Here is a 14362-nt window from a genome sequence, read left to right as displayed (position 1 = left end):
CATCCCGGCGCAGGCCGGGATCCAGGGCCTCAGTGCGTGAATTTGGCGCGACTCGCACTCCTGGTTGCTGCAATCTTTATATTGATCCGACATACGCCTCGGCCCCGGCTTGCGCCGGGGGATGGACACCGACGCTCTGGATCCCGGCCTGCGCCGGGATGACGAGCAAGAGCGGCACGTCTCACCCCGTCCGCCGCCCGTCCCGCCCCAGCCACCAGGCCATCACCGCACCGGCCAGCAGCCAGCCCACGACTTGCTCGATCAGCGCAGCAACCGTGAAGTTGGTCGGAAAGCGGTACCAGTTCCAATACGGGACCATGGTGCTGAGCCACGCGAACACGCTGGCAGCCAGCGCAATGCTGAGGCGCGTAATGAAGCTGAAGGAGGCCAGCCCCATGACGAAAGCCAGCGCCAGCGCCGCCAAAGTGTCCGAGGCCCACTGCCGGGGCAGCTGGCCACGCATGTCGGACAGGTCCTCGCCTTGGGGCATATAGACCATGAAGGTATAGGGCGATGCCTTGGACTTGGCCGAATAGGCGTCCATGGTGGCTTTGTCGCCCATTTTGGCCGGGTCCACCGAAGGCAGAATGAAGACACCGGCCTGGTCACCCAGGCCTGGATGCAGCGCAGCGAGCACAGTGTCCTCAGCCACGGGCTGCCGCATGCCGACATTGCCCAGGCCCAGCGCCATATGCGCCACCGCACCCCACAGGAACATCACGATCCCACCGAACAGAGCTGCCACGAGCACTCGCATGACGACGACTCCCGCTTGGCTTTGGGTGCAACGAATCTATGCCCGAGGCGGCACAGTCAGCAAGGACTACCCGCGCCCTGCCCGCTCGCGCGCCTCGCGGCGCGCCCCCCGTAGGCTCAGCAGCTTCTCGCGCAGCTTCAGCTCCAGGCCGCGCTCCACAGGCTCGTAGAACACGGTGCCCGCCAAGGCATCCGGCAGGCATTGCTGATCGAGTGCCACACCACCTTCAGCGTCGTGGTCGTACTGATAGCCCTGCCCGTAGCCCAGGCCCTTCATGAGCTTGGTGGGTGCGTTGCGCAAATGCATGGGCACGTCCAGCGTGCCGGTGTTGCGCACCAGGTCGCGCGCCTGGTTGTAGGCCTTGTAGGCGGCATTGCTCTTGGGCGCGATGGCCAGCCATATCGCCAGCTGCGCCAGGCCGAGCTCGCCTTCGGGGCTGCCCAGGCGTTCGTAGGTGTCCCAGGCGTCCAGCGCCATGCGCCAGGCGCGAGGTTCGGCCAGGCCGACGTCTTCCACGGCCATGCGGGTCATGCGTCTCGCCAGATAAAGCGGGTCGACACCGCCATCGAGCATGCGGCACAGCCAGTACACGGCGGCATCGGGGTCGGACGAGCGCACCGACTTGTGCAACGCCGAAATCTGGTCGTAGAACTGTTCGCCACCTTTGTCGAAGCGGCGCGTGCGATCGGCCAGCACCTGGGTAAGCGTTGTTTCGTCGATGCGGCCGTCTTCGGCAAGCTCGGCCGCGATCTCCAGCAAGGTCAGGCCGCGTCGCACGTCGCCATCGGCGGCTTGGGCTATGAGGCGTAGCGACTCGTCGGCTATCTCCAGGTGCTGGGTACCAAGGCCGCGCTCGCTGTCATTCAGTGCACGCCTTAGTGCAACGACGATATCGTCCACCGTCACCGCTTCCAGCACGTGCACGCGGCAGCGCGAAAGCAACGCGGAGTTCAGTTCGAAAGACGGGTTTTCCGTGGTAGCGCCAACGAAGATGATCACGCCGCGTTCGATGTGCGGAAGAAACGCATCCTGCTGCGCCTTGTTGAAGCGATGCACCTCGTCCACGAACAGCACGGTGCGCCGGCCTTGGGCGAAATTCGCCTCGGCCTCGGCCAATGCCTTGCGCACTTCCGGGAGGCCGGAGAGCACGGCTGAAATCGCGCGAAAATCAGCATCGGCGTAGCGCGCCACCAGCAAGGCCAGCGTGGTCTTGCCGCAACCCGGCGGGCCCCACAACACCATGGAATGGACGCGCCCTGCTTCCAGCGCCCGCCGCAACGCCTTGCCAGGCGCAAGGACGCGCTGCTGACCGACGATTTCATCGAGGGTGCGCGGCCGCATGCGTTCGGCCAGGGGTTTCAGCTCATCGGACTCGGCAAACAGGCCCGGGGCGTCGTACATATCGCGGCGTGACATAGGCGAATGATAGGGCATCGGGCCCTTTCGAGCCCGTCGGCACGTTCATGAACGCGCGAAGTGCGCCAAGACGGGCCGAGGGAGACCGGGCGGACGGTCACCCACCCATGGTTGGCAGGTTCGGCAGGCCGGTGTCGGCAACCGGTGGCTCGTCGTCATCGTGGCGATGCCAGATCTCGTGCGCATCCACTTGAACACGCGTGACCGCATCCAATGCATCGATGGCCGCCTGTCGTTCGGCCAGCGATGCCTCCTGCTCTACGCGTCGGGCTGCGAGCAGCTCGGCGATGCCGCTCTCGCCAAGCGCATAGGCGCGAGCCGCCTTGGCTGCGTTGTCACGAGCTGCATTAAGTGCTTGCCGCTGACTGAGCCAGATGTTGCGATGCGCGCGTGCTGCGGCCACCACCGCACGCGCTTCGCGCTCGATGTCACGCTGCACCATGGACAGACTGGCTTCAGCTGCCATGGCATCTGCGCTTGCCGAGGCAGCCTGCGCCTTTCGATACGAGCCACCCAACGGGATGCCGAGCACCACACCGTACGCACGCTCGCGACCGCCAAGATCATTGAGTACGCGGATGCCAACCGTAGGATCTGGCACGCGATCGGCGCGAGCACGCCGAGCCTCTGCATCCTTTTGACGAGCCAGCGCGGCGCTGGCGCCGATCTCATGGCTACGCGCTACGATCTGGGCGACCCACGTGTCGTCGTTGCCATCCAGTGCGGGTGGCGCATAGTCGCTGACTGGCTCGCGCTGCGGCAGGGGCAGCGACGGAAACACGCTGGTCCACGTGAGTTCCGCTTGCGTCTCGGCAGATTGCGCCCCCACCAACGCCGCCTGCACTTGCGCCAGTGCCGCATCGGCTGCGACGCGCTCCCGCTCGGCCGCATCACCCAGGGTGACGCGTCGCGCGACGGCATCGCGGTCGCGGCGGGCCAAGTCAGTCAATTGCCCCAGCTGCCACCGCTGCGCCCTGGCACGCTGCCAGTCGCTCCATGCTGCGAGCAACCGACGTGCGGCAGCGTGATGCGCATCCTCCAGGCCCAGCTGCGCCGCCAGCTGCCCCTGCGCGCCGATTTCCCGATCAAGACGCGCCTTGTTGGGCAGACGGATCGGGCGCGTAAGATCCATCTCCCATTCGTTGTAATTGCGATCACCCTCCACTCTTCGTCGCTGAGGGATCACGGTTGCCTGCGCCTCGTAACTGCCACTCGCGCGCATGTGTGCTTGCGCATCGGCGCGACTGAGGTTGGCCTCCGCGAGACGAACCTCGGGCGTCTGACTGATGGCGCTGAGCACCAGCTCCGGCGGGGGCAGCATGACGTCGCTCGACTCGCCGGCCCATGCAGGCAGGCAAGCCAGCGCCAGCCAGAGGGGAAGCGTACGCTTCATGCCAGCCTCCCCATGTCGTCAACGGGCTCAATCCACCACACCACGTCACTGCTGGGCAGCGCACCGGTTAGCGCAGACACCACACGCATCACGCGGTCTGCAGGCAGCACAAGCCAGAGCAACACGCGGTCGATGCGGCCGCGCACGCGTTCGTTCACGCTGGCACCATCAAAGCTTTCACCATGGCCGGCAACCGGCGTCGTGGTGAATCCGGGCAATGCAGGCTGCATGCCGAGCAGCAGGTTCACCAGCTCTTCTTCCAGTGCGCGCGGAGCCACCAGGGTCAGGCGTTTCAATTCAGTTTGCATGACGGGCTCCTCAGCGGGCGCAGAAGCGCCGGAACAACACGGGTAGCAACAACAAGGTGAGTGCGGTGGACGTCACCAATCCGCCAATCACCACTACTGCCAACGGACGCTGCACCTCGGAACCCGGGCCACTGGCGAACAGCAGTGGCACCAGGCCTAGCGCAGTGATGGATGCGGTCATCAGCACTGGGCGCAATCGGCGCAACGCGCCTTCGCGCACGACCTCGTACATGGCCATGCCGGTGGCGCGCAACTGATTAAAGAACGACACCAGCACCAGACCGTTGAGTACCGCGATACCCAGCAAGGCGATAAAGCCCACCGACGCCGGCACCGACAGGTATTGCCCGGATAGCCACAACGCCACCACGCCGCCCACCAAGGCAAACGGCACATTGCACAGGATCAGCACCGCTTCGCGCACAGCACCAAAGGTGAAGAACAGCACCAGGAAAATCATGCCTAGTGCCACCGGCACCACCAACCCAAGGCGTGCCGCTGCACGCTGCTGGTTTTCGAACTGACCGCCCCAGCTGATGTGGTATCCCGACGGCAAATGCACTTCCTTGTCGACAGCAGCACGAGCCTCGTCAACAAAGCCCACTAAATCGCGCCCGCTGACATTGGCCTGCACCAGCGCGAAGCGCGACGCATTTTCGCGACGCACCTGCACCGGCCCACTGGTTGGGCGCAACGCGGCCAGGCTTTCCAGCGGCACCGCGCCACCATCACCCCGCGCCACGCTGATCTGACCGAATAGCTCCGGTGTCGTAGCGATCCGCTCCGCGCCGCGCACCACGATGGGTATGCGACGCTGCCGCTCGATCACCGTACCGGCCTGACTGCCCTCGAGCTGTGCGCGCAATTCGTCCTGCACCGCACTAACGTCCAGCCCGTAACGCCCGGCCGCCTGACGATCAATCTGCACACTGAGATAGCGCATGCCCTCTTGCGTCTGCGCCAGCACATCCTGGCTGCCAGTGGTGCGCTCGAGAATGGAGGCCACCTGATTGGCCAGGCCATTCAGCACACTCAGATCCGGCCCGAACACCTTGACCGCCACATCACCACGGCTACCCGTCAGCATTTCCGAGACGCGCATCTGGATCGGCTGAGTGAAGCCGTATTCCACTTCGGGGAAAGCCTTCATCACGTCGCGCAACTGATCTTCAAACCACGCAGCATCAGGCGTGCGCCACTGCTTAGGGGGCTTGAGCTGCAGAAACATGTCAGTCTCGTTGAGCCCCATGGGATCCAGGCCCAGCTCATCCGAACCCACACGCGCCACCACATGCTCCACTTCGGGCAGCTTTGCTTTGATGGCACGCTCGATCTTCAGATCCAGATCCAGCGACGCATCCAGCGAGATGGAGGCGGGCTTTACCAGCTGCATCAGCATGTCGCCCTCATCCATAGTGGGCATGAAGGTTTTGCCGGTGTGAAAGTAGGCCACTACACCCAGCCCCAGCCCGGCAACGGCCAGCACGGCCATGGCGCGGCCATGCGCGAGGGACCAGTCGAGCAACGGCCGGTAACCGCGTTCGATCTGCCGCATCAGCCACGGATCGCTGTGCGCTACCTCGCGAAGAATGAGCGAGCACAACACCGGAATCACGGTGAGCGACAGCAGCAGCGAGGACGCCAGCGCAAACACGATGGTGATAGCCACCGGCGCAAACAACTTGCCCTCCAGCCCTTGCAGGCTGAGCAGTGGCATGAAAACCAGCGCAATGATGACGATACCCGCCGTCACCGGTGCAGCCACTTCACGTGTCGCGCGATACACCCGATAGAGGGTGGGCAACTCGACTGCATTGCCCTCCGCATGAGGCACCAGGCGACTGACGGTGTTTTTCCACCACCACCACGGCCGCGTCAACCAACATGCCGATGGCAATCGCCAGACCACCCAGGCTCATCAGGTTGGCGCTCATCCCGGTGACATGCATCAGCAGGAAGGTAAAGAGCACCGCCAACGGCAACGTCACCGACACCACGATCGCCGCGCGCACGTCACCCAGGAACAGCAGCAGCAGGATCACCACGAGCACACTGGCTTCGACCAATGCATCCTGCACGGTGCTTACGGCGCGCTTGATCAGGCTGCTGCGGTCATAGAACGTTTCAATGCGCACGCCTGCCGGCAGGCTGCGCTGCAACTCGGCCAGGCGCTGCTGCACGGCGGTAACGGTTTGCGAGGCGTCGGCGCCGCGCAAGCCCACCACAAGTCCCTCAACGGCTTCGCCTTCGCCATCGCGGGTGACGGCACCGTATCGCGTGAGTGCGCCATAGCTGACCTTGGCCACATCACCCACGCGCACCGCTACGCCATCGCGCACCGCCACGACCACCTGACGCAAGTCGTCCAGCGAGGCGAGGGCGCCCGCGGCGCGCACGATTAATGCGCTGTCGCCGTCACGAAGTCGTCCGGAGCCATCGTTGCGATTGTTGCGCTCGATGGCATCCATCACGTCACGGAAATGCAGCCCCGCTGCAGAAAGCTGCGCTCGATCGGGCGTCACGAGAAAGCTGTGTACTTCGCCGCCCAATGCATTGAGATCGGCCACGCCGGGAATCGTGCGCAGCGCGGGTCGGATGGTCCAGTCGAGCAAGGTGCGCCGCTCGGCAAGTGACAGGCCACCGCCCTCGATGGTGAACATAAACATGTCCGACAGCGGCGTAGAGATCGGCGCCAGTCCACCGGAAACATCGCCAGGCAAGTCGCCCACGACGCCTGCGTAACGCTCGGACACCTGCTGCCGCGCCCAGTAGATATCGGTGCCCTCGGTGAAATCGAGCGTGATGTCCGCAATGGCGTACTTGGCGGTGGAACGCAGCATGACGGCCTGTGGAATGCCCAGCAGCTCCATTTCCAGCGGCACCACCACGCGATTCTCAACCTCTTCCGGCGTCATGCCGGGGGCCTTGAGAATCAGCTTGACCTGGGTCGGCGCGATATCGGGGTAGGCATCGATAGGTAGCCGGAGAAACGCCCATACACCGGCCGCCACCAAGCCCAGTGCGGCGACCAGCACCAGCAGTCGCTGGGCCAGCGAGAAGGCAATCAAGCGTTGCAGCATGTCAGTGCCCTTCTGCGGCGGCCTGGGCCTGCAGTACATCGAGTGAGCCGGTGGCGACTTCGTCGCCAGGCTTCAGGTTGCCTCGTACGATGCGACGCGCATCGCCGTCGCGAGCCAGTTGCACGACCTCCACCACGCGGAAGCCCGGCCCGTTCCGCACAAAGACCCGAGCGCCTGCGCCTTCGCCATGCAGGCCACTCGCGGGTACCGACACTGCATCGGCAGGCGCCGGGAGCCATAACGTGGCACTGGTCTGCATGCCGGGAAGCAAGGTGCCTGCCTCACCGTCGGCCCGTACCAACACTGTCTGACTTGCCGGATCGAGCACGCCGCCGACTTCATTTACCCGCGCCACAGCACCCTCGGATGTGCGCACTTCCTGACCACGCCGCACGCCACCATCCGCCGATGCGGGCACGCGCATTTCAATCATCACCTTCGAGCCCGCTGTCAGCACGAACGCCTTGGCGAGTGCCTCGGCTGTTGCGCCGGGCTGCAATGCACGCTCGATAACGTGCCCATCCAGCGGCGCGCGCAGTTCATAGACGCCGGCGCCCGCATGGCTTGCCGGCGTCCATGCGCGAGCGGCTTCCAACTCGTGCAGTCGAGCTGCTGCCGCATCACGCGCGGCCACGCTGGCCTGCACGCGCGCCTGGGGCACGATGCCTTCGGCGAGCAATTGTTGATCGCGCATTGCCTGGGCAGCCGCCACCTTGTAGACGCCTTGCGCCGCGACGAGATCTGCGCCGAGCGTCATCGCCTCGCGACTCTGCACTCGTGCCAGTGGCTGTCCACGCTTGACGGCATCGCCCTCACGCACCAACACGTTCAGCACGACACCCTGCAATGGCGTGGTGACCACGGCAGTGCCTTCCAACGGTAATCGCACGGTGACGGGGAGCTGCTCCAGCGGCATGCGCTCGACGCGCGTTACCGTCGCCACGGGTATGGGCGGCGTTGACTCTGCGGCGAACGCCGTGGCCGTCGCCAGGGCGACCCAACTGATACCTGCAAGCCAACGCAACATCCAACGCCTCCCATATCGCCTGGGTGACGAGTATCGAAAGGCGGAGCTTTGGCCCTGCTTAAGAGTGCCGATGTTTTTGGCGCTGCGACCGACCGCCGCATGGCGCGATCAGGACATCACAATTCGGACAGTGCGATGGATTCGATATCCGGCATGGCACCGAGCGAGGCCCACAACAGCCCATCGCTCAACTGGAAGGTCAGACGCAAGCCCAGCACGCCCGCGAGCGTACCCGCCAAGGCCAGACCAAGTCCGCCGTGCCGGTTGGCTTCGCGCGCGGGCGATTTGCGCCAGAAGCGTTGACCGAGATGGGCCAGATCGCTTTCGCTCAGATCGGGAGCCGCATTGCCGATGCGCAGTGTCCACGCACCCGTATGCTTGGCCAGCACGACTTGCACGATATCGCCCTCAGGTGCGTACTCCATCGCATTGAGCATCAGGTTGTCGATGATGCGCTCAAGCAATGCAGGGTCGGACTGCACCCAGGCCTCAACCGGGAGCTGAGTCCTCACTCGTGCACCGGCACTCTCCGCACGGCGAAGCAGTGGCACCAGGTTCATGGGCTCGAGTTCGGGCCTGGCAAGACCCGACTCGTAACTCGATACCGCCAACAGGCTATCGATGCAACGCTGCATGCGGTCGATGGCCTCGTTCACGCCCTCCAGCGACGCCGGCGCCACGGCATCACGCTGCGCCAGCTCGACCGCTGAGCGCATCTCGGCTAACGGCGTACGCAGCTCGTGTGCAACGTCACGGGAAAAGCGGCGCTCACGCTCCATGCCCGCCTGCAACCGTGCCAGCGCATCATTGAGGGCTTCGGCGAACGGAATCAGCTCTTGTGGCAACTGGTGTGGCGGTAGTTGCAGTGATTCATTGGGCCGACGAGCCGCGGCGCCGAATTGCAGCAAGGGGCGCAGGCCGCGACGCACTGTGACGATAGCCAACAGCGCCGCCGACAAGGCCGTTCCAAACACGCCACCCAACAAGGCCACGTGCACACCACGCTCAAAGCGATCGACGTGCTCGCGCTCTTCCGCCACCGCGATCACGGCAGATTGATCGGTACCAGGGAACAACAGTTTCAGGGCCACCGCCCGGCCGTGATGGTTGTCTGGCAAGGCGAGGTCGTAGAACAGCGGCTTGTTGGCAGGCACCTGGGTTGGTGGCGTCAATCGCCCTGCCGCGTTGCTGCCGGAGACCAGCAAGGTATTGCCCGCGGCGTCCCACACTTGCAGAAATTCGGTATGACCGCCGCCTGCGTAAGCCGGATGCAACGTTTGCAGGCGCGCCATGGCCAGATCGGCTGGGGGCGTTTCGAGGAAGGCGACAATGCCGCGGGCGCGCTCCAGCAGGGTGTCGTCGAGTTGGCGGTAGATGCGCTTGTCGATGCTGTAGTCGAGCCCGACGAACATCGCGGCCATCAGCACGCTTAAGCCGACACACAGGGTGAGCAGCAAGCGTCCGTGAATGGAGCTGAGCAACCAGCTACGCGGCGATGACATAGCCAAATCCTCGCCGTGTTTCGATCAGATCAGGCAGGCCTGCTTTCGCCAACTTGCCTCGCAAGGTACTTACCAGCACCTCGATCACCTTGTCCGAGGCTTCACTGCGCGCGTCATACAAGTGCTCGAACAGCGCGCCGCGCGCAAGCACCGTGCCGCGCTGGGTCAGCAGGGTTTCGAGCAGTGCGTACTCTTTCGGTGTCAGTGCAAGCACCTGACCTTCTACCCGCGCAAGCCGTGCACGCGGATCCACCTGCAAGGCACCGGCGCGCAGCAGTGGCACCGGCCCGGAGCCGCGCCGTGATACAGCAAGAATGCGTGCCAGCAACTCGTCGTAGGCAAATGGCTTCACCAGATAGTCATCGGCGCCCAGATTCAGCGCATCAACACGGTCAGTCACTTGATCTCGAGCGGAAAGCACCAGCACACCGGGCGCCGCCTCACTTTGCTTCACCCGCTGCAGCACAGCCCAACCATCCACCTTGGGCAGCATGAGGTCCAGCACGATCACGTCGTAGACATACGAGGTAGCGAAGGCCAGCGCCTGTGCACCATCGGCTGCGAGGTCGACGGCATGTCCATCCCGTGCCAGCGCCTCGCGCAAGTCGCGCCCGAGCACGGGGGAGTCCTCGACAATCAGCAGGCGCATGACGGCATGGCACGTACACAAGCCACGTCGCCCGAAAAGTGAGCGATCGAATCCAGTGCCAGAGTGCGCGAAGCGTGAGGAAACATCTGAGCATCATAGGGCATGCCAGGCATCCACTCGCCCACTGCTACGGAACGCCTCAGTTTGCGTGGCGATGCCGGTAAATGGCGTAGCCCAGCCCGACCAGGCCTGTGAGCGTCGCCGGCACCAGCAGCACGTGTTCCTGCCATGCCATGAAGCCGATCGCACCCAAAGTGGCGCCAACGATGAAATGGCTGGCCACCAGCAGACATACGTGGATGCGCAACATATCCACCTCGAGCCCGCGCAAACGCTGGCCCAGGTAGATACCAAGATCGGTAAAGATGCCCGACAGATGCGTGGTGCGTAGCGTGGCGCCGCTATAGGTACTCACCATGGCGTTTTGCAGACCGCAAGCGGCCGAGGCGAGATAAAGCCCCATATCGTGCTGATGGTGGATGAGCGGCCCGGCGGCAAACAGCAGCACGGATTCGATCATCAGCACCACGCCATACCGGCGCCCCAGCTTGAGGGTGCTCTGCTGCACGATGAAACCACTGAGCATCGCACCGATGAGGAAAGACAGGATGGCGAGACCCCAGTGCGTGATCTCGCCGGTATCCAGCTTGGCCAGTGCCAACCCCAGCTCGGTACTAGTGCCGGTCAGATGCGTGATCGGCTGATGCCGGAAACACAGATAGCCAACCGCATTGATGCAGCCTGCGATGAGCGCCAGCAGACCGCCACCCACCCAGGCCCAGCGCGGCAGCTGACGCAACACGCGCGATCAGTTCTTGATTGGCTGGGTCTGCATCACCGGCAGGTCGCCAATGACGTCGGCACCTGGCGGCGGCACGAAATTGAAGGTCTCGGCCGGGATCGGCACGTTGCGCTGCCAACCGGAGAAGCGGATGTCGGTGACGGCGCCCAGCTGATCGCGAAACACCATGCGCGCAAGGCCATTGGCATCGAAGCCGAGATCGGCGTAGTCAAACTGCGGGTCCTTGGCCTTGGAGGTCAGGCGTAGCCAGGAGAGGCCGTCGTGCTCACCCTGCTCCACCGCGTTGAAGTCCTTGTCCATCTGCTTGACGTCGGTAAGCACGGTCAGCGGGCTATGCGACTCCTCGGTGCTCTGCATGCGCACCGTCACCTGCTGCAGATCCGGGTCGTACAACCACACGCGGCTACCGTCAGCGACGATGGTCTGCTTGGACGGAGTCAGTGTTTCCCAACGAAACTGGCGCGGCGCTTCAAGCGCCAGGGTGCCGGTGCTGGGCTTGCCAGCATTGCCGTTGGCGTCCTTCAGCGTCTGGCTGAACTTGCCGGAAAGCGAATGCAGGCCAGTGGCGAAAGCGTCGAGCCGGGTGCGCGCAGTGCCGGCGGCCATGGCGAGGCCGCTCAGGGAGAGCGCAAACGTGGCGGTAGCGAGGAGAAGCAGGCGTTTCATGGGTGCCTTGAGTGTGAGGCTGTAATGCGAATTGTGGGGTGCTGAAGCTTAACGCTGAGGAGGCCCCTCCTAATCGTCATTCCTGCGCAAGCAGGAATCCAGTGCCTTTATGCTTCGGCTGTAGCGCTAATAAGGGCAAAGACGCTGGATTCCTGCTTACGCAGGAATGACGAGCTAGAACCGAGGCCCCTATTAGTTCTTCGGCGGCGGCGGAGCCAGCACCTCTCGGTTGCCGTTGTGCTGCGGCGCGCTCACCACTCCGTCCTGCTCCATCTGCTCAATCAGGCGGGCGGCGCGGTTATAGCCGATGCGCAAATGGCGCTGCACGCCGGAGATCGAGGCACGGCGCGTCTCGGTGACGATGCGAACCGCCTTGTCGTACAGCTGAGCGTCGGCGTCACCGCCTTCTTCGCCTTCCTGCGGCAGGCCCGAGTCGTTGATGAACTTGCCGTCACTGGTGGCCTGCACTTCTTCCAGCACGCCTTCGATGTATTGCGGCGCGCCCTGAGACTTGAGCCAGTTCACGACGTTATGCACCTCGTGGTCGTCCACGAACGCACCATGCACGCGCTCGGGCGTGGCGGTGCCGGGCGGCAGGTAAAGCATGTCGCCGTGCCCCAGCAGCGCCTCGGCGCCGGACTGGTCGAGAATGGTGCGCGAGTCGATCTTGCTCGACACCTGGAACGCGATGCGGGTGGGAATATTGGCCTTGATAAGGCCAGTGATCACATCCACGGACGGACGCTGCGTCGCCAGCACCAGATGCACGCCAGCCGCACGGGCCTTCTGGGCGAGACGGGCAATCAGCTCTTCGACCTTCTTGCCGACGATCATCATCATGTCGGCGAATTCGTCGATGATGATCACGATGTACGGCAGCGGCTCCAGCGGCTCAGCCGCCAGGTTCGGCATCTCGGGATTGGGTCGGAACAACGGATCCAGCAGCGGCTGGCCAGCGTTCTCGGCCTCTTTCACTTTCTTGTTGAAGCCGGCCAGGTTGCGCACGCCTACGGCGGCCATCAACTTATAACGGCGCTCCATCTCGGCGACGCACCAACGCAAAGCGTTGGCCGCCTCCTTCATGTCGGTGACGACCGGCGCGAGCAGGTGCGGGATGCCTTCGTAAACCGAAAGCTCCAGCATCTTCGGGTCGATCATGATCATGCGAACGTCTTTGGCACTGGCCTTGTAAAGCAGGCTCAGCACCATCGCGTTCACCGCCACCGACTTGCCCGAGCCCGTGGTACCGGCCACCAACAGATGCGGCATCTTGGCCAAATCGGCCACCACCGGGCGGCCGGCGATGTCCTTGCCCAGCGCCAGTGCCACGGGCGACTTCATGGCGTCGTACTTGTCCGAGCGCAGGATTTCGGACAGATAGACGATCTGCTTCTTAGCGTTGGGAATCTCCAGGCCGATGACGTTCTTGCCCGGAATCACGTCCACGACACGCACGCTCACCACGGACAGGCCGCGGGCAATGTCCTTGTCCAGACTCGACACCTGCGAGCCGCGCACGCCAGCGGCGGGCTCCAGCTCGAAACGAGTGATGACTGGGCCCGGATAGACACCGACCACCTTGGCCTCGATGCGGAAATCCTTGAGCTTTAGCTCCACCTGGCGCGACAGCACTTCCAGGGTTTCTTCCGAATAACCCGGCCCCTGCTCCGGCGCCTCGTCCAGCAATGACAGCGGCGGCAATTCGCCCGGCGCCGAGGCACCCGTGAACAGCGGAATCTGGGTCTCCAGCTTGGCGCGCTCGCTCTTCACCACGGGCGCAGGTGTCGTTTCGATACGCACGGGCTCGCGCTTGGCCTGCTTCACGGCCTCGGTCTTTTTGACCACCTCGCGTTCGGCGCGCGCCTGGCGGGCCGCCAATACCTCTGGCGCCTCGCGCAGCTTGCCGCCGAACCACCCGGCGATCCTCAGCACCCCTTGCCCGGTCACATCCATGACCCGGAACCAGGACAGGCCGGTGGCCAGCGTCACCGCCACCAGGAACAGCGCGAGCAACAGCAGCGGCGCGCCCTTGTCGCCCAACCCATGCAACAGGCTGCGGCCCACCCACATGCCGATGATCCCGCCCACGCCCTGCGGCAAGATCGGCGAGTCATTGAAATTGAGGTACAGCAGCGCCGGCGCGGTAATGAAGAAGAACACCGAGCCGATCAGGCGCAGCGAAGGCTCCCATGGCTGCACGCTGCGCTCGCCGCGGTTGCGCAGCACCTGCACGCCCAGAATAAGCAGCAACAGCGGGAAAAAATAAGACACCAACCCAAAAATGTAGCGCAGCACATTGGCGATATTGGCGCCGACCGAGCCACCGAAATTGCGGGCATGGTCCACCGTGCCGGCATGGCCCCAGCTCGGGTCCTGATCGTTGTAGCTGAACAGGCAAACCAGCAGATACAAGGCCAGCGGCAGCAACAGCAGTGCGCCGGCTTCGCGCAGACGGCGCTTCAGCTCCTCGCTGAGGCCCTCGCGCTCCTTTTCCTTCTTGACGTTCGCGCTACGCGCCACCGTGATCCTTTTCCTGTTCCGTTGCCAAAGGGCGGCCGCCTGTTGGCGATCGCTCGTATCGCACCCGCCGAGCGACGGGCAGACCTTAAATCATGCCCATAAGCGCCGGATGAACCAACGCGCCGCACCGACCTGGATGCCCCTGCTCCACAGGAGGAAGGATAGCGGCAGAGTTCGTCACCGACGAGGTCCCGTCGCCCCATTTCAGCGGATGTCGCACGACGCGGCCCCGAGCTTGAATC

At 64.1% G+C, this 14362-nt stretch carries 12 protein-coding genes; all 12 read right to left on the bottom strand.

Features of this window, described 5'->3' with window-relative positions; genetic code table 11:
* Window positions 1-181 precede the first annotated feature (181 nt).
* On the bottom strand, window positions 182-757 hold the full coding sequence (locus tag AC0GUR_RS17670; protein WP_472878816.1) for a hypothetical protein: 576 nt from the start codon (window positions 755-757) through the stop codon (window positions 182-184).
* Between the two features lie 66 nt (window positions 758-823).
* A complete protein-coding gene (locus tag AC0GUR_RS17665) occupies window positions 824-2173 on the bottom strand; it encodes a replication-associated recombination protein A (RefSeq protein ID WP_472878815.1) in 1350 nt (449 codons plus the stop codon).
* Between the two features lie 97 nt (window positions 2174-2270).
* Complete coding sequence (locus tag AC0GUR_RS17660; protein ID WP_472878814.1) at window positions 2271-3566, bottom strand: TolC family protein; 1296 nt, start codon at window positions 3564-3566, stop codon at window positions 2271-2273.
* Window positions 3563-3874, bottom strand: coding sequence for a DUF3240 family protein (locus tag AC0GUR_RS17655; RefSeq protein WP_472878813.1), 312 nt, complete (start codon window positions 3872-3874; stop codon window positions 3563-3565). Before AC0GUR_RS17655 ends, AC0GUR_RS17660 begins: the two co-directional genes overlap by 4 nt.
* A 10-nt stretch (window positions 3875-3884) precedes the next feature.
* Entirely contained in the window at window positions 3885-5753 is a 1869-nt protein-coding gene (locus AC0GUR_RS17650) for an efflux RND transporter permease subunit (RefSeq protein WP_472878812.1), read from the bottom strand.
* The gene (locus AC0GUR_RS17645; protein WP_472878811.1) at window positions 5641-6954 is read right to left on the bottom strand and encodes an efflux RND transporter permease subunit; all 1314 of its coding nucleotides are present in this window, start codon (window positions 6952-6954) and stop codon (window positions 5641-5643) included. The genes AC0GUR_RS17650 and AC0GUR_RS17645 overlap by 113 nt, the downstream gene beginning before the upstream one ends.
* 1 nt (window position 6955) lies before the next feature.
* The gene (locus AC0GUR_RS17640) at window positions 6956-7981 is read right to left on the bottom strand and encodes an efflux RND transporter periplasmic adaptor subunit (RefSeq protein ID WP_472878810.1); all 1026 of its coding nucleotides are present in this window, start codon (window positions 7979-7981) and stop codon (window positions 6956-6958) included.
* A 116-nt stretch (window positions 7982-8097) separates the two neighbouring features.
* Window positions 8098-9483 (bottom strand): histidine kinase dimerization/phospho-acceptor domain-containing protein, encoded by a 1386-nt coding sequence (locus AC0GUR_RS17635; protein WP_472878809.1) that lies wholly within the window; start codon window positions 9481-9483, stop codon window positions 8098-8100.
* The gene (locus tag AC0GUR_RS17630; RefSeq protein WP_472878808.1) at window positions 9467-10132 is read right to left on the bottom strand and encodes a response regulator transcription factor; all 666 of its coding nucleotides are present in this window, start codon (window positions 10130-10132) and stop codon (window positions 9467-9469) included. Before AC0GUR_RS17630 ends, AC0GUR_RS17635 begins: the two co-directional genes overlap by 17 nt.
* 139 nt (window positions 10133-10271) lie before the next feature.
* Entirely contained in the window at window positions 10272-10934 is a 663-nt protein-coding gene (locus AC0GUR_RS17625; protein WP_472878807.1) for a YoaK family protein, read from the bottom strand.
* A 6-nt stretch (window positions 10935-10940) separates the two neighbouring features.
* Window positions 10941-11600 carry an outer membrane lipoprotein periplasmic chaperone LolA gene (gene lolA / locus AC0GUR_RS17620; protein ID WP_472878806.1) on the bottom strand — a complete coding sequence of 220 codons (660 nt, stop codon included), beginning with the start codon at window positions 11598-11600 and terminating at the stop codon, window positions 10941-10943.
* Between the two features lie 192 nt (window positions 11601-11792).
* Entirely contained in the window at window positions 11793-14120 is a 2328-nt protein-coding gene (locus AC0GUR_RS17615) for a DNA translocase FtsK (protein WP_472878805.1), read from the bottom strand.
* Window positions 14121-14362: the final 242 nt, after the last annotated feature.

Source organism: Dyella sp. PARNA 12/25, from assembly GCF_055702865.1.
Note: the sequence above shows the minus strand (reverse complement) of the source record. Positions and strands in the feature narration are given on the sequence as shown.

Excerpts from the sequence above, each read along its gene's own strand:
- AC0GUR_RS17670 (WP_472878816.1), bottom strand. The coding sequence starts at position 757 with ATGCGAGTGCTCGTGGCAGCTCTGTTCGGTGGGATCGTGATGTTCCTG.
- AC0GUR_RS17665 (WP_472878815.1), bottom strand. The coding sequence starts at position 2,173 with ATGTCACGCCGCGATATGTACGACGCCCCGGGCCTGTTTGCCGAGTCC.
- AC0GUR_RS17660 (WP_472878814.1), bottom strand. The coding sequence starts at position 3,566 with ATGAAGCGTACGCTTCCCCTCTGGCTGGCGCTGGCTTGCCTGCCTGCA.
- AC0GUR_RS17655 (WP_472878813.1), bottom strand. The coding sequence starts at position 3,874 with ATGCAAACTGAATTGAAACGCCTGACCCTGGTGGCTCCGCGCGCACTG.
- AC0GUR_RS17645 (WP_472878811.1), bottom strand. The coding sequence starts at position 6,954 with ATGCTGCAACGCTTGATTGCCTTCTCGCTGGCCCAGCGACTGCTGGTG.
- AC0GUR_RS17640 (WP_472878810.1), bottom strand. The coding sequence starts at position 7,981 with ATGTTGCGTTGGCTTGCAGGTATCAGTTGGGTCGCCCTGGCGACGGCC.
- AC0GUR_RS17635 (WP_472878809.1), bottom strand. The coding sequence starts at position 9,483 with ATGTCATCGCCGCGTAGCTGGTTGCTCAGCTCCATTCACGGACGCTTG.
- AC0GUR_RS17630 (WP_472878808.1), bottom strand. The coding sequence starts at position 10,132 with ATGCGCCTGCTGATTGTCGAGGACTCCCCCGTGCTCGGGCGCGACTTG.
- lolA (WP_472878806.1), bottom strand. The coding sequence starts at position 11,600 with ATGAAACGCCTGCTTCTCCTCGCTACCGCCACGTTTGCGCTCTCCCTG.